At 34.9% G+C, this 19,573-nt stretch carries 18 protein-coding genes; 1 reads left to right on the forward strand and 17 read right to left on the reverse strand.

Annotation, left to right across the window (positions count from 1 at the left end):
• The first annotated feature begins 347 nt into the window (after window positions 1-347).
• Entirely contained in the window at window positions 348-1,010 is a 663-nt protein-coding gene (locus J2Y38_RS01250) for a hypothetical protein (RefSeq protein WP_309838830.1), read from the forward strand.
• Window positions 1,011-1,272: 262 nt separating this feature from the next.
• Here the strand turns inward: J2Y38_RS01250 and moaA are convergent, their stop codons facing one another.
• The 17 genes from moaA to J2Y38_RS01335 all read right to left on the reverse strand — a co-directional run bounded on the left by moaA (window position 1,273) and on the right by J2Y38_RS01335 (window position 18,662).
• Complete coding sequence (moaA, locus tag J2Y38_RS01255; RefSeq protein ID WP_309838832.1) at window positions 1,273-2,280, reverse strand: GTP 3',8-cyclase MoaA; 1,008 nt, start codon at window positions 2,278-2,280, stop codon at window positions 1,273-1,275.
• The gene (gene moaCB / locus J2Y38_RS01260) at window positions 2,267-3,181 is read right to left on the reverse strand and encodes a bifunctional molybdenum cofactor biosynthesis protein MoaC/MoaB (protein WP_309838834.1); all 915 of its coding nucleotides are present in this window, start codon (window positions 3,179-3,181) and stop codon (window positions 2,267-2,269) included. The genes moaA and moaCB overlap by 14 nt, the downstream gene beginning before the upstream one ends.
• 9 nt (window positions 3,182-3,190) lie before the next feature.
• Complete coding sequence (locus J2Y38_RS01265; protein ID WP_007807486.1) at window positions 3,191-3,622, reverse strand: molybdenum cofactor biosynthesis protein MoaE; 432 nt, start codon at window positions 3,620-3,622, stop codon at window positions 3,191-3,193.
• Window positions 3,623-3,786: 164 nt separating this feature from the next.
• Window positions 3,787-4,860: a HesA/MoeB/ThiF family protein gene (locus J2Y38_RS01270; protein WP_309838837.1), complete on the reverse strand. Its 1,074-nt coding sequence runs from the start codon at window positions 4,858-4,860 to the stop codon at window positions 3,787-3,789.
• A 10-nt stretch (window positions 4,861-4,870) separates the two neighbouring features.
• A complete protein-coding gene (locus tag J2Y38_RS01275; protein WP_309838839.1) occupies window positions 4,871-5,110 on the reverse strand; it encodes a MoaD/ThiS family protein in 240 nt (79 codons plus the stop codon).
• Between the two features lie 2 nt (window positions 5,111-5,112).
• Window positions 5,113-5,901 (reverse strand): uroporphyrinogen-III C-methyltransferase, encoded by a 789-nt coding sequence (cobA, locus tag J2Y38_RS01280; RefSeq protein WP_309838841.1) that lies wholly within the window; start codon window positions 5,899-5,901, stop codon window positions 5,113-5,115.
• Between the two features lie 5 nt (window positions 5,902-5,906).
• Window positions 5,907-6,476, reverse strand: coding sequence for a molybdenum cofactor guanylyltransferase (locus J2Y38_RS01285; RefSeq protein WP_309838843.1), 570 nt, complete (start codon window positions 6,474-6,476; stop codon window positions 5,907-5,909).
• 256 nt (window positions 6,477-6,732) lie between these two features.
• Window positions 6,733-7,479, reverse strand: coding sequence for a sulfite exporter TauE/SafE family protein (locus J2Y38_RS01290; RefSeq protein WP_309838845.1), 747 nt, complete (start codon window positions 7,477-7,479; stop codon window positions 6,733-6,735).
• Between the two features lie 195 nt (window positions 7,480-7,674).
• A complete protein-coding gene (gene glp / locus J2Y38_RS01295; protein WP_309838847.1) occupies window positions 7,675-8,847 on the reverse strand; it encodes a gephyrin-like molybdotransferase Glp in 1,173 nt (390 codons plus the stop codon).
• A 162-nt stretch (window positions 8,848-9,009) separates the two neighbouring features.
• Complete coding sequence (locus tag J2Y38_RS01300) at window positions 9,010-9,258, reverse strand: DUF6755 family protein (RefSeq protein ID WP_309838849.1); 249 nt, start codon at window positions 9,256-9,258, stop codon at window positions 9,010-9,012.
• A 24-nt stretch (window positions 9,259-9,282) separates the two neighbouring features.
• The gene (locus J2Y38_RS01305; RefSeq protein ID WP_309838851.1) at window positions 9,283-9,795 is read right to left on the reverse strand and encodes a Rieske (2Fe-2S) protein; all 513 of its coding nucleotides are present in this window, start codon (window positions 9,793-9,795) and stop codon (window positions 9,283-9,285) included.
• A gap of 9 nt (window positions 9,796-9,804) precedes the next feature.
• Complete coding sequence (locus tag J2Y38_RS01310; protein ID WP_309838853.1) at window positions 9,805-10,374, reverse strand: 4Fe-4S dicluster domain-containing protein; 570 nt, start codon at window positions 10,372-10,374, stop codon at window positions 9,805-9,807.
• A 19-nt stretch (window positions 10,375-10,393) separates the two neighbouring features.
• Window positions 10,394-12,610, reverse strand: a complete 2,217-nt coding sequence (locus J2Y38_RS01315) for a molybdopterin oxidoreductase family protein (protein ID WP_309838855.1) — start codon at window positions 12,608-12,610, stop codon at window positions 10,394-10,396.
• A gap of 185 nt (window positions 12,611-12,795) precedes the next feature.
• A complete protein-coding gene (locus J2Y38_RS01320) occupies window positions 12,796-13,845 on the reverse strand; it encodes an MFS transporter (RefSeq protein ID WP_309838857.1) in 1,050 nt (349 codons plus the stop codon).
• A 28-nt stretch (window positions 13,846-13,873) separates the two neighbouring features.
• Complete coding sequence (locus J2Y38_RS01325; protein WP_309838859.1) at window positions 13,874-15,466, reverse strand: magnesium transporter MgtE N-terminal domain-containing protein; 1,593 nt, start codon at window positions 15,464-15,466, stop codon at window positions 13,874-13,876.
• A gap of 18 nt (window positions 15,467-15,484) precedes the next feature.
• Window positions 15,485-16,957, reverse strand: a complete 1,473-nt coding sequence (locus J2Y38_RS01330) for an MFS transporter (RefSeq protein ID WP_309838861.1) — start codon at window positions 16,955-16,957, stop codon at window positions 15,485-15,487.
• 232 nt (window positions 16,958-17,189) lie between these two features.
• Window positions 17,190-18,662, reverse strand: coding sequence for an MFS transporter (locus J2Y38_RS01335; RefSeq protein WP_309838863.1), 1,473 nt, complete (start codon window positions 18,660-18,662; stop codon window positions 17,190-17,192).
• Window positions 18,663-19,573: the final 911 nt, after the last annotated feature.

The following is a 19,573-nucleotide window of genomic DNA, read 5'->3' on the forward strand; positions in this document are numbered from 1 at the left end:
CTAGGAAACTCGTTTTCAAAAGAAACAACAAGTAAATACATTTTACATCTTACATTCACAATTCACAATTCACAATTCACAATTCACCATTCAAAATTCACATCTAACTTTTAACAATATCAGCATTTATACAGCAAATTCCTCTATTTTTTCATGTAGAATTGTTAAGAAATTTTGATTTTATTTTTTTACTAAAAATGCAATAAATTCACTTTCAAATAGTTAAATTAAAATTTTATCAAAAAACTTAACATTGGGAGAGTTGTTTTATAGTTATCTTTACTTAACTGTAAATTAACAATTTAGTTACATTGTTAATGATAATCCTCATTAAAAGCACTAAAAATATGGAAAACAAGAACGAAGAAGTAACCCCAGAGAAAATTGATTCACCTACAACAGAAAATATTCAGCCAGCAGCAGAAAGTGTAAAAGCTGAAGATAAAACACCTGCAAAAGCACCTGCTCGTAAAACAGCTCCAGTTAAAACTACTGCGGCGGCTAAACCTGCATCAACAACTGCAAAACCTGCTGCAACAACTTTAAAAAAACCAGCAGCTACAACAAAAGCTCCGGCGGCTTCTGTTTCAAAAACAGCTGTAACTACACCAAAACCGGCAGCACGCAGAGCTCCTGCTAAAAAAGTATTGACTCCAACTATTAAACCGGAGGCTGTAAAAACAGTGGTTACAAAAACTGCTGTTACTGATGCTAAAGAAGAAAACACAGGCGGAACAACTACAACTGTAGAAAACGCTAAAAATAAATCTGATAAAAAAGTAAAGAAAGTGCAGGACAAAGAAAAGGACAAAGCGAAAAAGAAATTAGCTAAGAAAAAAGAGAAAGCTAAAAAAGACAAAAAGAAAGAAAAAGCTAAAAAAGCAAAATTAAAAGCTGCAGCTAAGAAAAAAGAAAAAGCGAAAAAAGCAAAGGATAAAGCGAAAGCGAAAAAAATTGCTAAAAAGAAAGCTAAGTCTCAAAAAAAGGCAAAAGCGAAAAAGAAAAAATAATATCTCTAAGAAAGGTTTGACTAAAATAAAGTTGAACCTTTTTTTTATGCAGTCATTGCGAGGGAACGAAGCAACCGCACTAGCAATAAGTAACGTTGTTCATAATAGTGAGATTGCTTCGTTCCTCGCAAGGACATACTGTACGAAGGGCTTCGACTTCGCTCAGCCTGACAATACTTGTGTCACCCTGAGCGAAGTCGAAGGGCTTTTTGCAATGAGCAGACCTCACCAACACTCTGTCATCCTGAGCGAAGTCGAAGGACTACCCTCCAATCGCAATCATACTACGATTATCAAAATGTTTAGCAGGATCATTCATTTCATCAATCGTAACCATTCCGGCGCGGACTTTCTTTTTACTTTGAACAGATTCTGAAATCAAATTTGTAATCGATTCGCCATTTCTAAAAGGCGTTAAAAGATCTGTTTCTGAATTAGAAAAAAGACAATTTTTAATTTTTCCATCTGCCGTTAAACGAATTCGGTTGCAGCTGTCACAAAACGGATTTGTAATCGAACTTATAATTCCGAAATCACCTTGAAAGCCTTTTATTTTATAAGTTCTGGCTGTGAAGTTTTTTTCATCTTCCAGTTTTTGAATTTCATCTTCAGCAAAAGTATTTCCAACCAAAGATAAAATCTCATTTTGCGAAACCATTTTGCTTCTGTCCCACTCGTTTCCGGCAAACGGCATAAATTCAATAAACCGAACTGAAATTGGTAAAAACTGCGTTAGTTTAACGAAATCAACAATTTCGTTATCATTAAACCCTTTCATTAAAACGACATTTACTTTTACGTGAAAATCATTATTCAAAAGCAAATGTAGATTATCTACAACTTTCTCAAACTGATTTCTGAGCGTTATAGAATGAAATTTAGACGAAACCAACGTATCTAAACTCAAATTGATTTTTTTGACTTTAAACTGCTTTAAAGTGTCTATATGACGATCAATTAAAATTCCGTTTGTAGTTATCGAAAGTGAAATATTTAAAGCTGCTAATTTTGCGATTATCTCTGGAAAATCTTTTCTTAAAAGTGGTTCTCCGCCTGTTAATCTTATTTTGTCAACACCATTTTGTACAAAAGTCTGGGCGATACCAAAAATCTCATCAGCCGTCATTAAACTAGCTTTAGGAGAAAGCGCAATTCCGTCAGCCGGCATGCAGTACGTACAACGCAGGTTGCATTTTTCCAGCAGCGAAATACGCAGATAATTGTGTCTGCGCCCAAAAACATCCGTCAAAATTGTGTTAGAGGCTGTCATGATTTTTTCCTTTTAAAATATGAAAGACGTGCATTACATGCGGAAAAACAGCGTCCATCGATTCTCTCGCTCCGTTTGTTGAGCCAGGCAGAGCCAAAACTAAACTTTTACCCAAAGTTCCGGCCACAGTTCTCGAAAGCATTGCATACGGCATTCTTTGCTGTCCATAATCGCGAATTGCTTCTTCGATTCCCGGAATTCTGCTTTCTAAAATTGGCGATAAAGCTTCCGGCGTTACATCTCTTGGAGACAATCCCGTTCCTCCTGTAAAAATCACCAGCTGATTATCTTTTGTGTACGCTTTTGTTCTTTCCTGAATAATATCCAATTCATCAGGAATAATCTCATAATGAGAAGTTTCAACTCCGTATGAATCTAATTTATCCACAATAATTTTCCCGGATCTGTCTTCTTTATCTCCTGCAAAAATCGAATCAGAACAAACAAAAACCGCTGCTTTTATCGCATTCGGAAATTTATTTTTAAAAGAAGATTTTCCACCTTCTTTATTAATCAATTTAATTGTTGAAATTTCGATTTCCTTATCAATTGGTTTCAGCATATCGTACATCGTCAATGCGACAATCGATGCACCGTGCATAGCTTCAACCTCAACTCCGGTTTTATAAACGGTTTTTACATTAAAGATAATCTGAATTTCCAAACCTTCAATTTTATATTCAACCGAAGTAAATTCAATTGGAAGCGGGTGACAATCCGGAATCGATAAATGGGTATTTTTTACCGCAAATAATCCTGCCGTTTTTGCCATTTCGAGCACATTTCCTTTCGGAACTAAATTATTCACCACCGCATCAATTGTTTCTTGTCTGCTGACTCTTACAATTGCTGTTGCGGTTGCTTTTCTTAATGTGCTTATTTTATGCGTAATATCTACCATTCTGTTTTATTAGGTATTTTGTTTCCAGGTGAATGTATCGTTTTCAAACATTTCTTTACCAAAAATTGGTACATCAGTTTTAATCCAGTTTACAATAGCTTCTGTTGCTTCATAAACTTGTTTGCGACGTGTTGCCGAAACAAAAACAAACAAACAAATTTCACCTGCTTTCACAACGCCCAAACTGTGGTAAATGTGCATACAGGTTAAATCAAATTTAGCGAAAGCTTTTTCGCGAATCGTATGTAAAGCTTCGTTTGCCATATCGGTGTAAGCTGAATAATCAATCGCCACGACTGTATTGTCGTGAATTACATCGGCACGAACTTGTCCTAAAAAAATATTGTGCGCTCCAATTGTATGTTTCGATTGGTGTTTCGCAATCGACTCGGCTATAAATTCAGGAGATATTGGCCCTTCTACAAATACATTTTTACTCATTTTTTATGTTTTTTTTGCCACTGATTATATGGATTAAAAAGGATTTTTTCTTTTGCTTTTGTCAGGCTGAGCGAAGTCGAAGCCCACGTCCAATTGGCACGCCCTTCGACTTCGCTCAGGGTGACAATCTAACTTATAATCAATTTAATCTGTGTAATCTGTCGCTATAAATTTATCTCAGTTGCTAATAATTCTTTCATTCCTAAAACACCTCCAGCAATGCTTTTTATATTTCTAAATTGATGCTTTTGAAGCAACTCTGCAGCAACTTTACTTCTTATCCCAGATTGACAGAAAATATAAATCGTTTGGTTTTTATCCAGTTTTTCAATCTCATTTTCTAAATGTGGCAACGGAATCTGGATTTGATTTTTTAAATTGATTTTTGGAAGTTCCTCTTCATTTCTAACATCCAAAAATAGAACCTCATCATTATTTATTTCATCCAAAATCGATTCAAAATTAACTTCTTCAACTTCAGATTTATAGTATTTTTCTTCGAATGATTCTCTGCTGCTTATTGACTTAAAATCACTTTTATCAAAATCATATTTTTGCTGTTCGTTATTGAGAATATTATAAACTAATATTTTACCGCTTAAAACTTCTCCAATTCCGAGAATCATTTTCAGGACTTCATTTGCCTGAAACATTCCGATAATTCCAACTGAAATTCCGATTACTCCGGCATCTTCACAATTTAATGCGTTATTGTTTTCGTCTGGATACAAACATCTGTATGTTGGTCCGTTTTGATAATTGAAAACCGAAACTTGTCCCTGAAATCTAAAAATTGATCCGTAAACCATTGGTTTATTAGTTAACAGACAAGCATCATTTATTAAATATTTAATCGAAATATTATCTGTTGCGTCAACAATAATATCATATCTTTCAAATAACGAAATAGCATTTTTACCTGACAATTTCTCTGCAAAAGCGTTAACTTTTACCAGTGGATTCAATTCTGAAATCATCAATTTAGCTTCTTCAACTTTGGATTTCCCAACAGCAGAACTTTTGTAAATCACCTGACGATGTAAATTCGAAATCTCAATATCATCATCATCTACAATTCCTATTTCTCCAACTCCGGCAGCAGCCAAATAAGGCAGAATCGCCGCGCCCAAACCTCCGGCACCAATAACCAAAACTTTAGCTTTCGATAATTTGTACTGACCATCCTCTCCTATTTCAGGAAGAATCATTTGTCGGTTATATCGGTTTGATGCACTCATAAATTAATTTTTATCCTCCGGCAAACGGTGGCAATAAAGCCACAATATCACTTGTTTGTAAGTTGTAATCTGCTGCTTTTGAAACTATTTTTTGATTTACTGCTACGCTGAAAGAAAGCGATTCGAATTGGTATTTTTCTTTTAAATCCTGCAATAGTTTTTGCAGTGATAATTCTTCGGAAAAAGATAATTTTTCGAACTCACATTTTGTCTTTTCGGCAACAGCTCCAAAATATTTAATCTCGATCATTTTTATAAATTTAAATTCTGAAAAATGAATTCATCTTCAAAGTGTTCCTGAAAATAGGAAATCCAGCTTGAAGTATTTCTAACCACTTCACCAATCACAATAATTGCGGGCGATGATATATTTTTTTCAGCAACCAATTTAGTGATTGTATTGATAGTTCCAATCACTTTTTGTTCTGAATTTTTTGTTCCGTTTTGAATAATTGCGATTGGTAAATCGTCATTTCTGTTTTCTTGATAAATCGAAATTATTTCGTTCAATTTATGCATTCCCATCAAAATAACCACCGTCGCCGCCGATTTTGAAGCTAAAAGAACATCTTTTGATAATTTATGATCGGATGTTGTTCCGGTAATAACCCAAAAACTTTCAGCTACTTTTCGTTGTGTCAAACTAATTCCAACGGAAGCAGGAACGCCCAAAGCAGATGAAATTCCGGGAACAATAGCGGTTTCGATTCCAAATTCTTCTGCGAATTCGATTTCTTCACTTCCTCTTCCAAAAACAAACGGATCGCCGCCTTTTAAACGCACTACATGTCCGTGGCTTTTTGCCATCGAAACAATCAAATCGTTAATTTGGTCTTGTGTGTAGGCGTGACAGCCTAAACGTTTTCCGACAAAAATAATTTCTGCATTTGATGCATATTCTAATAATTCTTCATTTACTAAAGCATCATACAAAACTACATCGGCACTTTTTAAAGCTTTAATCGCTTTCATCGTAATCAATTCAACGTCGCCCGGACCCGCGCCCACAATCGTTAATTTTGGTGTTTTTAAGTTTTGCATAATCTTTAACTTAAATTGATATTCAGATCATTTAATTCGTCGGCAGAATTAATATTTGTCAAATGAAAGTTTTCACTTTCTTCTATATTCAAAATTTGATGCGGCACTTTTGCCAATAAATCCATCATTTTTAATTCATCTGAATCAATGGCACTTTTAATAATTGGAACAATCTTTTTTGAATAAATCCCAATTAATGGATGTGTTTTACTTTCGGAAGCAAAAACGGTTATTCCGGCTTCTTCTGTATGTTTTGAAATTAATTCCTGTAATAATTCAGTTGAAATCAACGGAATATCGCAGCTTAAAATCAAATTAAATTCGGTTTCAGAATGGGATAAAGCGGTATAAATTCCGCCTAAAGGGCCTTTATCTGAAATAATATCCGGTATTTTTTCATACGGCAGATAATCGTATTCTTTTGATGCCGTAATCAGTTTTATTTGTTCTGTAATGGGCAAAATTGCCTTAATTATATGTTCGATAAATGGTTTTTCCTGAAACAGCACTAATCCTTTTTCAGACTGCATTCTGGAGCTTTTTCCACCGCAAAGAATAAATACTGATATATTCATAGTTTCTTTTGTTTCAAATTTCACGTTTCAAGTTTTGCTCGTATTTGTCAGGCTGAGCGAAGTCGAAGCCCACGTTTCAATTGGAGCGCCCTTCGACTTCGCTCAGGGTGACAATTTTTACTTCAAGGTTTTGTCAATCTTTGTCTCCAGCGGTTGAAACCGCTGGCTATGTTTATTTAGCAATTTTTTACATTTGTTTTTCAAATATTGCCTGAGGTTTCAACCTCAGTGACACAATACATATCTTATTTTAATCTCAAGGAAAAATCAATTTGACGCTTGCCATCAAAATAACCGTTCCTAAAACCATTTTTAATGTTCTGTTGGAGAAAGAACCGCTCCCATAAAATCCGCCTAACATTCCTCCTACAACTGCAATCGGAACCAAGTAAAAACTTTCCATCGGGATTGTTTTTCCTCCTAAAAAGAATCCTAACATTCCGGCAGTTGAATTCACAAAAATGAATAAACTCGAAACCGCTGCCGATTCTTTTACCGATGCCCATCCTAAAAACAATAAAATTGGACTTAAAATGATTCCCCCGCCAATTCCTAGCATTCCAGATAATAAACCTATTGAAAAACCAATTACCAATGCAATTGGAAGATTGATTTTTACTTCTTCTTTTTCTTTAAAATTAAATACTCCAAACAATCTCAATGCTGCAAAAACCAATACAATTCCTAAAACTATTTTATAAATCGCATTATCTAAAGTAATAAAACCACCAATAAATGCCGCCGGAATCGAGGCTATCGCAAACGGATAAAAGAGCTTTGGTTTGAAATAATTCTTTCTATAATAAAACAAAAACGAAATACTCGAAACAAACAAATTCAACAACAAAGCCGATGGTTTCATAATCGAAATTGGAAAAGCAAAAATGCTCATCAATGCCAAATACCCCGATGCTCCGCCATGACCAACGCTGGAATATAAAAACGCAATAACGATTAGTGCAAAACTGAATAGTACTATGTTTTCAGAACTTAATAGGTTCATTGTTTTTTGTTTGTTTATTTTGTTTGCTTCGCCAATTCGGCTAAAGGCTCGTGTCAGGTTTCAAATTGTTAAGCTATATGTTTTATATTACACACTGCTTTTCATCCTTAATACCAAAAAATCTATTCTCTATACTCTTTATTCTATTTTCTTTTTCTAAAAATCTAAAATCTGAATTCTAAAATCTAAAATTTCTTAATCTATCGGCAATAACGTTACCAATTGACCTTTTTTATATTCTACAATATCTTCCGGAACAATAAGTAAACTGTTGGCTACGGCAAAAGTGTTGAGCATTGCAGAACTTTGTCCGTCTAGAACTGTAACATTTGTTTCGTCGTATTTTGCTTTTAAGAATAATGTTTTTCCTGTCGTATTCTTAATATCCGAATTTAATTTTCTAACTACTTTTGTTTTATGAATTTCCGAAAATCCTAATTTATTCTTGATTGCGGGCGAAACGTAAATGTAAAAATTCGTCAGAGATGAAGCAGGATTTCCCGGCAAAGCAAAAACTAAAGTTTCATTTTTTGAACCAAAAAACATTGGCTTTCCAGGTCTTTGATTGATTTTATAAAACAATTCCTGAACCCCATTTTGCAATAAAGCTTCTTTTACGAAATCATAATCTCCAACCGAAATTCCGCCAGAAATTAAAACAACATCGTATTTTTTCAGAATACTTTTAAGCGCTTTTTTTGTTGCTTTTAAATTATCTTTTACTCTGTAAACTTTCGTTTTTTTGATTCCGATAGTTTCAAGAGCCGCTTCCAGCATAAATGAATTACTTTCGAAAATCTTTCCTTTTTTTAGTTTTTTTCCCGGTTGTACTAATTCATTTCCGGTAACTAAAATGGCCACTTTCGGTTTTTTGTAAACTTCAACTTCTGTGATTCCTAAACAAGCCAGAAATCCAATTGCTGCGGGCGTGATTAAAGTATTGGCTTCAAAAACTACTTCATCTTTCGCAATTTGCTCTCCTTTTGGACGAACATTTGACAATTTTTCAGGCATTGTGGCAATCAAAATTGAATCTTTATTTGCCATTACATGTTCCTGCATTACAACTGTATCTGCATTATCGGGAACAAAAGCGCCTGTAAATATTCGAATTGCTTCTGTATTTTTTAGCTTTATGTTTGAATGATCCCCAGCCTGCGAAGTTCCAATAATATCGTATTGATGTCGAATACTGTGCGTAAATGCATATCCATCCATTGCCGACTGGCGAAACGGCGGCATGTTGATTGGCGAAATTACTTTTTCTGCCAAAACATATCCTAACGCTTTGCTAACCTGAATTAGCTTTGTGGACATTTTTTTGCTGTTCGCCTCAATAATCGCTATAGCATCTTCTACTTTAATCATTCGTGTTATTTTTATAAGCAAAAAATACTTATTACAAATATAAGTATTTTTACTTAGTTAAATCAATTAAGTACCTAAATTTTTTAAAAATATAAATTTAGCTTAATTCTTTTAAATACCGAGCGAAAAAATCAAATAGCTTTTAAAGTTGAAGAGATTGATTTACTTTCTTTTAAAATTACCTTTTGGAAGATAATATAACCACGCAAAACCAATAAAAAATAGTATTGTAGAAGCTATAAAGGCAGGAATTAATATTTCCTTGTTATTTTCTAATGCATTATTTAGGGATGCATATAAAAGCCAGATTTGAATGCTGACGTTTAAGATCAGAATAAAAATAAGTGTCGAAAGTATATTGTTCAGCTTATTAGGGTTAGCGCGGTTTTGGCTTCTTCTAAAAGTACTCATATCTATAAATTTAAATTATACAGTCTAACTGTCTTTTTTCTCTATCATTGCTTTTACAAAAACAGCATTTTCTTTAAATAGCACTTCTAACTGTGGTAAAGCTCTTGGCGGCGGACCTGCAATTACATCACCTGTCATAGCATCAAAAGAACCTTCATGACAAGGACAATGAATGATTCCGGTTCCGGGTTTATAAAATACGGAACACGAAAGATGCGTACATTTTTGCTCGTAAGCTCTAAATTCACCGCTTTCTAAGTGAATTAATATATACGGAATTGTACTTCCTTCTAAAACAAAACCACGAGTTCCGCCCACTGGAACATCTTCTTTATTACAGATAAAATGTTCGCCTTGTACTTCTTCTTTTGGCAATAAAAAAGCTTTTGCGGTTACAAATCCGCTTCCTACCATTAATCCGCCGGAAACAAAAGTCAGGAATTTAGCAAAATCGCGTCGGCTGACCTGAGTTGATTCCTGTTTTTTTATTGGGAAATCTTTTTTCCAGTTTTGATTTAAATTATCTTCTTTTGACATGATTCTGGTTTAATAAATTCTTAATTCTGTACTGCCTTTTGGCATCATGATATTGACTTTTGTTTTGACTTTTTCCTGTCCAAAAATAAAGTTGTTGACTGGCGTACTATTCGGTCTCATTTCTTCAATTTGTTCTCTTGTTCCGTAAAACAATGCTCCGCTTGGACAAACTGTAGCGCACATTGGTTTTTTACCTACACTAGTTCTGTCGTAACACATCGTGCATTTCATCATTAAATCGTATTCTTCAACTTTTTTAGGTACACCAAAAGGACAAGCCATTACGCAGTTTGAACATCCTATACATCTTTCGGTATTTGCTGTATGCACTATACCAAATTCGTCTTGCGAAATTGCATCTGCCGGACAGACATTGGCACAAACCGGATCTTCGCAATGCATACAAACCTGAACTGTTGTCTGGATTGTCGAAGCACGATCTACATAATTTACGCTTATTAAAGTTTGCTGGCCGTTGGTTTCACATTCGGCGCAGGCCATTTCGCAGGCTTTGCAGCCAATGCAGCGCTGCATATCTACAAAAAACTCTTCGTTTGTATTAAAATTGGTCAAATTCATAACTTCATTTTTTTATAGATTAAACACTTGCATACGCTTCAGATTCTTTGGCTGGCGGTGCTATTTTCCCCTGCGGATCTAATAAACAGGCGCAGACTTTAAACTCTGGAATTTTAGAAATTGGATCTAAAGTTCCCGGTGTTAATTGATTGGCAGATTTGTGTCCCGGCCAGTGATACGGAATAAAAACGGTATCTTTTCTAATGGTTTCTACAATATTGGCAGGGAAAGTCCCTTCGCCTCTTCTTGTTGCTACTCTTACTAATTCTCTTTGTTTGATTCCATATTTTGCAGCTAATTCTGGATGAATTTCTAACATTGGTTCCGGAAACTGATCTACTAGTTTTCCAATTCGGCGTGTTTGTGTTCCGCTTAAATATTGTGAAACAACGCGTCCCGTTGTTAAAGTTATTGGGTATTCTTCATCGGTAACTTCGCCCGGAAGTTTATAAGGCGCGGGATTAAAATGTGCTTTTCCGTCTGGCGTTTTAAACTTTTTATCTTCCCAAAGTCTTGGCGTTCCCGGATGATCTTCGGTTGGACAAGGCCAAAAAATGCCCATATTATCTTCTACTTTTTTATAAGTAATTCCGAAATAATCTGCAGTTCCGCCTTTTGAAGCGACACGCAATTCGTTGAAGATTTGTTCGCTATTATCGTAAGTGAATTTATCTTCTTCGCCCAGTCTTTTGGCAATTTCTAATAAAATTGAAGTATCGGTTCTGGCTTCTCCCGGAGGCGTAACCGCTTGTCTGATTCTGATTACTCTTCCTTCAGCAGAAGTTGTTGTTCCTTCTTCTTCTTCCTGTAAAGATCCTGCCAAAACAATATCAGCGTGTCTTGCTGTTTCATTTAAAAAGAAATCAATACAAACGTAAAACTCTAGTTTTTCTAATGCAGAACGTACATAATTATTGTTTGGGAGTGAAACCAACGGATTGAAACAAATTGAAATTAATCCTTTGATTTCGTCTCTGTGAATGGCTTCTATAATTTCATAAGCGGTAAGACCTTTTCCAGGTAAATCTTTTTCGTCGATTCCCCAAACTTCAGATATATATTTTCTGTGTTCCGGATTTTCAATATCTCTGTTTCCGGGCAACTGGTCGCATTTATGACCGTGTTCTCTTCCGCCCTGACCATTTCCTTGACCGGTGATAGTTCCGTAACCGCAATAAGGTTTTCCAATTCTTCCTGTTGCCAAAACAAGATTGATACAGCCTAAAACATTATCAACACCTTTTGAGTGATGTTCGATTCCTCTTGCATGTAATAAAAAGCTTGTTTTTGCTTTTCCCCATAATTCGGCAGCGGCTTTTATTTTTTCTTTGTCAATTCCGGTAACTTCTTCTGCCCATTCTAAAGTATAATCTTTTACAGCATCAATTGTTTCCTGAAATCCTGATGTATAATTATCAATAAAATCGTGATCCAGCATATCATGATCTACTAAATATTTCAGCATTGCGCCGTATAAAGCAGAATCTGTTCCGGGTTTTACATCCAGATGAATATCGGCAGTTCTTGCCAGCGGAATCATTCTTGGATCAATTACAATTAATTTTGCTCCGCGATCTCTGGCTTTCCAAATCCAATGTGTTAGGGTTGGGAAAGTTTCGCTAATGTTTGCTCCAGTTACAATGATAACTTCGGCATATTCTAAGTCCGAATAATTATTTGAAGCTCGGTCTAAACCAAATGCTTTTTTATTTCCGGCTCCGGCGCTTACCATACAAAGTCTTCCGTTGTAATCTAGGTTTCTTGTTTTTAAAGCAACACGGGCAAATTTTCCAACTAAATAACTTTTTTCATTAGTTAATGAAACTCCAGATAACATCGAGAATGCATGTTTTCCGTATTTTTCCTGAATACGTTTTATTTCAGAAATGGTTTTATCCATCGCATCATTCCATGAAACTTTTTCAAAACCTTTTCCTTCTACTCTTTGTATTGGATGTAAAAGTCTATCCGGGTGATTATTTTGAAGATATCTTTGAACCCCTTTTGGACACAAACGCCCTTCATTAAAAGGAAATTCCATCCACGGTTCAAAACCTACTACTTTATTTTCTTTTACTAATAACTGAATTCCACACTGCATTCCGCAAAAACAACAATGCGTTTTTACGACGTCATCTGGTTCATCTCGTCCGTCATAACCATCTACAGGCGCATAGTTTAGATGTGGTCCAAATGCTTCGATTATTTTCTCAGTTGATACGGGTAGTTTTGCCATGTCTAATTTTTGTTTGTTTTGTTTCAAGTTTCAGGTTTCAGGTTCTGTCCGGAACTTGATCCCGAGGCTTCGGAAGAAACCTCAAACTTGAAACTTTTATAATTTTGTTTACTTTGTTTTAGGCTTCACGTTTCACGTTCTGTGCAAAACTTGAAACTTGAAACCTAAAACTTGAAACTATTTTTCTATCCAAATAAATTTCCGCCTTCTAGTCTGGCTTTTAAGTGTGCTTGTGCTAAGCGGGATCTTTTTCCTTCGGGGCTTAAATCGAGGTGAGAAGTTCCGTCTTCGTGGGTGAAATCAAAACCTAGTTCTTTGGTTACGATTTTTAAATCATTGATATGAAGCTGGGTTGCAAATTCTTCTCCGGTATGCGGGCAAACTGCCATTCCTTGTTTGATTCCTTCCTTCTTGTAAATATGTGCGCCAATTTGTGCCGGACGCTGAATGATATGAAAGAATTTCCCAAACGGAATCCAGATCAAAAACATGATTACCGTTACGGCATGAATTACGGCTAAGAAATCATATGCAAAACCTTTCATGAACTGATAGGAATATGTTAGACATAATCCGGTAACTGAAATGGCGATTAATAAAATCAATGGCAATAAATCGCCTTCAAAAGTTTGGGTTGCAATTAATCCGGGATTGGTTAACCTTCTTCTTAAATAATAAACAGAACCTATAATTACTAACCATGAAGACCAGTTTAAAGCATGAAAAATAAGAAAAGCCAAAAATGAGTTTATTTGAAAATCCATCATTTTAAATCCGAAGAAATGTGCTTCGTAAATGGAAATGGAATTTGGTGCCAATGTAAAGTGAATCCATCCAAATGTAAGCGGAATTGTTATGGCAAAAGCCGATAAACATCCGATAGCAATGCAAAAATGGGCAAACCATCGCCACTTGCTTCTTGGATATATAAACTTTTGTACGACAATATTTTGTACGGATTCTTTTCCCAGAAACCATAAATGAGAAATTATTTTTCCGGTAAAAAGAAATTTAAGACTTCTTTTAAAATACATCCACGTTGGAGGTCTTTGCAGCCAAACAGTGTATCGATAGACGATTCCGAAGAAGGCAAAAACGGTTCCGAATAAATAAGTAACTAATGCTGCATCAAAATTTTGTAATTGTCTTGATCCGTAAAACACTAGTATGATTGTAAGTATAGAAACTAGTGTTGCAACAAGTAAGGCTTTGGTATTGTACGTTTTATCTTTCATCCTTAATTTTTAATTTAATGATTACTTTTTAACTTGGTTTCTCACAATTTTTACGATTGTAGAACCACCAATTGATACCTGTAGCTAATATAGTGAAAAAACAAACACCAATAAAGAATTGATTTACAGTACCATTAGCAGAAATATTATTTCCAATTAGTTTAGAAAATATAAAGGGCCCAAATGCAGCAATTGCGGCTGTCCAGCCTATTACGCCTGCTGCCTGACGCTGATTTTCGGCAAAAATAATTGGGTATTGTCTAAAAGTTCCTGCATTTCCAATTCCGGTAAAAAAGAACATTCCCAGAATTACAGCTACAAAAAGAGGAAACTGATCCATACTTGTTGGCGCTACTAATCCTTGTGTTACGAGAATTACGGCTCCTGCCAAAATTCCTAAACCTGTTATAGTAGTTAATATCGCCCCGCCTACTTTATCAGCTACAAAACCAAAAGCAATTCGGCTGGCTGAACCAATTAGCGGGCCGTAAAATGCATATACTAATGGATCTGGTGCGTTTGGAAAATCTCCGTATAAAAATTTAATCATTAAAGGGAAAGCCGCTGAAAGTCCTGCAAACGTTCCAAAAGTCATTACATAAGTTATGGTGCAGTACCAAGTGTGTTTATTTGAAAATATATCCAATTGTTCTATAATTGAGGCTTTCATTGGTATGCTTCTCAAATAAAACCAGCTTACAATGGCTAAAAGAATTAAAAATGGTGCAAACCAAAATGCCGCTGACTGTAAATAAATTGGTGTATTTTTAACTGCTGAATTTTCCGGGCTGATTTGATTTAATATTTTTTCAGCCATTTTTGGATTTGCATTGGCAATTGCTTTGGCTTTTGCTTTTACAGGCAATGAAGTAAAAACAATTGTTTTATCTGTAGAATGTACTGCTGTACTTACAGAATCAACTACGTTTTGTTTTACGTTAGAAAGTATTTTGGTTTGAATTTCTGTATCAAGTGATGCAAAAACTTCTTTTTGTTTTTCTATTGCTGTGTTTTGAAAAACAGTTACGGCTTCTTTAGAATCTATACTTGTAAATACAGTTGATGCGCCATAGATTCCAACACTTATAATAATCGGGGTTACAAACTGTGCAATCGAAACACCAAAATTCCCTATTCCGGCCTGAATTCCCAGTGCTGTTCCTTTTAATCTTTTTGGGAAAAACAGGCTTGTGCTTGGCATGTAAGATGAAAAATCGCCTCCTCCGAAACCTGTTGTAAATGCTAAAACAGCAAATACCCAAAAAGGTGTATTTACATCCATAACGGCAAAACCAATTCCGATTACGGGAATTAATTTAATTGTTGTTGCAAATGAAACTACGTGACGTGTTCCAAATATGGGTAATATAAAAGTGTGAATTATTCGCAGCAATCCTGCCGCTAATCCGGGAATTGCGGTTAGCCAAAAAAGCTGGTCTTTTGAAAAATTAAATCCTAAGCCGGGTAATTTAACGGCTATTACGCTCATCATAAACCAAGAAGCGAATGATAATATTAATGTAAATGTTGTTATTGTTAATGTTCTCCATGCAATTTTACTTCCGCCAGAGTTCCAAAATCCTTCATCTTCCGGTTCCCATTTGTCTAACCAAGTTTTCATTGTTTGTATATGTTTAAATTATTTATCTTCTATTTCTCTTGTAAATTCTGGTGATTTGCTTCTCAAAGCTTTAATAATTGTTCTGTGCATCCATAGCAGACAAAGCACAGAAACTATAAAAATGAATATCCATGAACTCGTCCAAAGTCCTGTGTAGTTGAGAAGATATCCAAAGATTATTGGTCCAAAGAATCCGCCGAGTCCGCCAATTAAACCTACCATTCCGCCAACGACTCCCACTTCATTTGGAAAATATTCGGGAATGTGTTTATAGACGGCGGCTTTTCCAATTCCCCATGAAATACCAATTAGAATTACCAAAACCAGATACACCCAAAGATTGGCGCTGAAATTAATTTGTGTAATTCCTTTCGCCAATAATTCTTTCTTTTTGACTTCCTGATTTTGCTTTACAACAATTTCCTGCCATGATTTTTTTACTGGAAAAACAGATTCGGTACTTACGTCTGAATCTTTCTTAGTATTGATTTGATGTGTTTTGTTGTTTACTATTATTTTATCTGCCGAAACTTCTGTTACAACTCCATTATTCATTGCCAAAACGCCGGGGCCTGCGGTGTAGATCTCCATTTTCGGAAACATCAATAAAAAACTGATGGCTATTGATGATCCTAAAACCCAATACATGACTTTACGAGCTCCGAATTTATCTGAGAGATATCCGCCAAAAGCCCTGATAACTCCAGATGGTAAACTAAAAAGCGTTGCAAACATTCCGCCCATAACTAATGTGGTGCTGTACACATTCATGAAATTGGGAAGAAGCCATTGTGAATACGCCACAAAAAAACCGAAGACTAAAAAGTAGTACGCTCCAAAACGCCAAACTCGGGCGTTTTTAAGCGGAGACATTAATTGTGGGAATGTTTTTGAAACTCCGGGATTGGTTTTATTTTTAGCAAAAACAATAAAAAGAATTCCTATTATTACCAACGTAACGGCATAAATTACGGGAAGCATTTTCCAGCCGTTTATTGGATCTTTTTCAGATAAATAATTCAATAAAGTTGGTGCAATAAAAGTGGTAATTGCGGCTCCGGTATTTCCCATTCCGAAGATTCCTAAAGCTCTTCCCTGCCATTCTTTTGGATACCATATTGAAGTATATCCAATTCCGACTGCGAAACTAGTTCCTACCAATCCGAAGAAAAAACTCAGCAAGGCAAAACTTAAAAACGAACTGGCAAAAGGCAGTAAAAAAAGTGGAATTGAACAAAGTAAAAGTAAAACTGAGAAAACGATTTTACCACCGTATTTGTCTGTTAAAATCCCTATTGGAAGCCGGAAAATTGAACCGGAAAGAATTGGAATCCCTAACAGCCAGCCGGTTTGGACTACTGTAAAATTGAAAATACCTTTATCTGTTAAATAGGTTACTAAAACTCCGTTTAATGTCCAGCAGGCAAAACATATCGTAAAAGCGAGCGTATTTAAAAATAAAATGCGGTGGGATTGAGATAAACTGCTCATAAAACTTTAATCTATTTTGACTTGATGAGGCATAGTTCCTCAATTATCAAAAACAAAATTAAAGCGATACATTCTTACAGAAAATGATATATATCATACAAAAAAGATATTTTTATCTTTAATAGAAATATAACTCAAAACACTGAAAATAAACATCCAAATTTATTCACATAAAAAAAGCTTTTCTCCTTTTGTAAGAGAAAAGCTTTTGTAAATTTTGAGTTATAATTTTTTAATTTTTTCTATCCATATCTTTTGCATATTCCGGTGATTTTTCTTTCATGAGATTTACGACAATGCGGTGCATCCAAATCAAACAAATTAAGGATATCGCTAAAATAAACATCCAGGAACTGGTCCAGAAACCCGTAAAACTTAAAAGATAACCAAAAATGATTGGTCCGAAAAATCCGCCGAGACCGCCAAGAAGACCAACCATTCCGCCAATAACACCTACTTCATTTGGGAAATAATCAGGAATGTGTTTGTAAACCGCAGCGGCGCCAATTCCCCATGCAGCACCAATTAAAATTACCAAAACGAGATAGACCCACATATTGGCTTCAAAATGAATTTGTGTGATTCCTTCGGCCAATAAATCTTTCTTTTGAATCTGCTGATTTTGTTCAACAACAACTTCCTGCCATGATTTTTTAGATGGAAAATATTTATTGTGTACCGCATTTTTATCTTCCTGCGCAATTTCATAAGTTTTGCCTCCTGCAACAACTTCATTTTCTGAAACTTTAGTTACCGTTCCGGCTTTTGAAGCAACAAGCCCTGACCCTGAAGTTGTGATATCCATTTTGGGAAACATTAATAAAAAGCTAAGTACAACCGATGAACTTAAAACCCAATACATTACTTTTCGCGCACCGAATCTATCCGATAAAAATCCACCATACGCTCTGATTACGCCTGACGGAAGACTAAATAAAGCAGCAAAAAGTCCGCCCATTACTAAAGTCGTATGGTATACATTTAAAAAATTAGGAAGCAGCCATTGTGAAAAGGCCACAAAAGAACCAAAAACGAGAAAATAATATAATCCGAATCGCCAGACTCTGGGACTTTGGAGCGGTTTTAATAATTGACCGACAGTTTTAGACTGTGCTTCTATTTTTTTATTTTTTGTGAAAATTAAAAATACGATTCCCATTAAGAGTAATGCACTTCCGTAAATTACGGGAAGCCATTTCCAGCCATTCTCAGGATCGTTTTCTGAAAAATTAGTCAATAATGTCGGGGCAAGAAATGTGGTGAGTGCAGCACCGGAACTTCCCATTCCGAAAATTCCCAAAGCTCTTCCCTGCCATTCCTTTGGATAATAAATAGAAGTGTATCCTACGCCAATTGCGAAACTAGTTCCCACCATTCCGAACAAAAAGCTTAAAATGGCAAATGTCCAGAAACTATCTGCAAATGGTAAGAGAAAAAGCGGAATTGAAGATAAAATCAATAAGCACGAAAAAACGGGTTTTCCGCCAAATTTATCGGTTAGGATTCCCATTGGCAATCGCATAATTGAACCCGTTAAAATTGGAATCCCAAGCAGCCATCCTATCTCGACGACACTCCATTCAAAAATTCCCCTGTCGTTTAAAAAAGTAACTAATACGCCGTTTAACGTCCAGCAGGCAAAACAAACCATAAAGGCTAACGTATTGAAAAAAAGAATGCGGTGTGATTGTGAAAGATCTGCCATAGAAAATACTTTTTAGTAATTAATGATTAAAAACTTATTGTGTATAACTCCGATGTTTTGGCGAATAAAATTTCAGTCTGTTTTTATATGGATATATTAAAATTAAGAAAAAAACCTATTAAAACATTAATTATTAATCTTTTAAACTCTAAAAGTAGTTTTTATAAATCCGAAGTATTTTTCTAATTTTTTGAATTGAAGTGCTTTTCAAGACATTTTTGAGTGTTTTTTAAATGCTTAAAAAGTAATTTAAGACATTAAAAACTAGCAAATTAAATGAAAAATATTACAATTTATTATTACGCAGAAAAATATTTTTAACATTTTCAGAAATAAAAACAAACAATCAAAATACTGATAATCAATATTTTAAAAACAAAAACAAATTGATTCAATACTTTTATCTGTATCATTTTGAAAAAAAGTTTACTAAACTTTTGGTTTTTATTATATTAAAATTAACTTTGTCTATAGGATTAGTAGAGTTATAAAATAATATTCGAAACCAAAAAAGCTATATTTTGAAAACAACCGAAAGCATATCGTATTATATTCTTCCAAAAAATGATACTTATAACAATTGTTGTTATATGTGCTTCTGTTGTTAATTACCAACGCAATCCGTTCGTTATTAGATTAAATTCTAAATCTAAAAAACGAAATCTCAATTTCACCACCAAGATTACTTTTATTGAATTACAATTGTCTAATTGATGCATAAAACTGCAGCAAAAGGATTTTTGAATATACCTATATTTTAAAAAGAAAATAATTAATCAACTAAAAAACAACCAAAATGAAAACAATGCAAACCTGCTGCTGTAAATAAAAAAAGCCATTTCTGCGGCAACAGAAATGGCGAGGCTTAAAGAACATTTATCACTAAATCAAGGACACAATCAGAGTGCTGA

Origin of the sequence: Flavobacterium sp. 2755 (assembly GCF_031455715.1) — a bacterium.
Taxonomy (GTDB): domain Bacteria; phylum Bacteroidota; class Bacteroidia; order Flavobacteriales; family Flavobacteriaceae; genus Flavobacterium.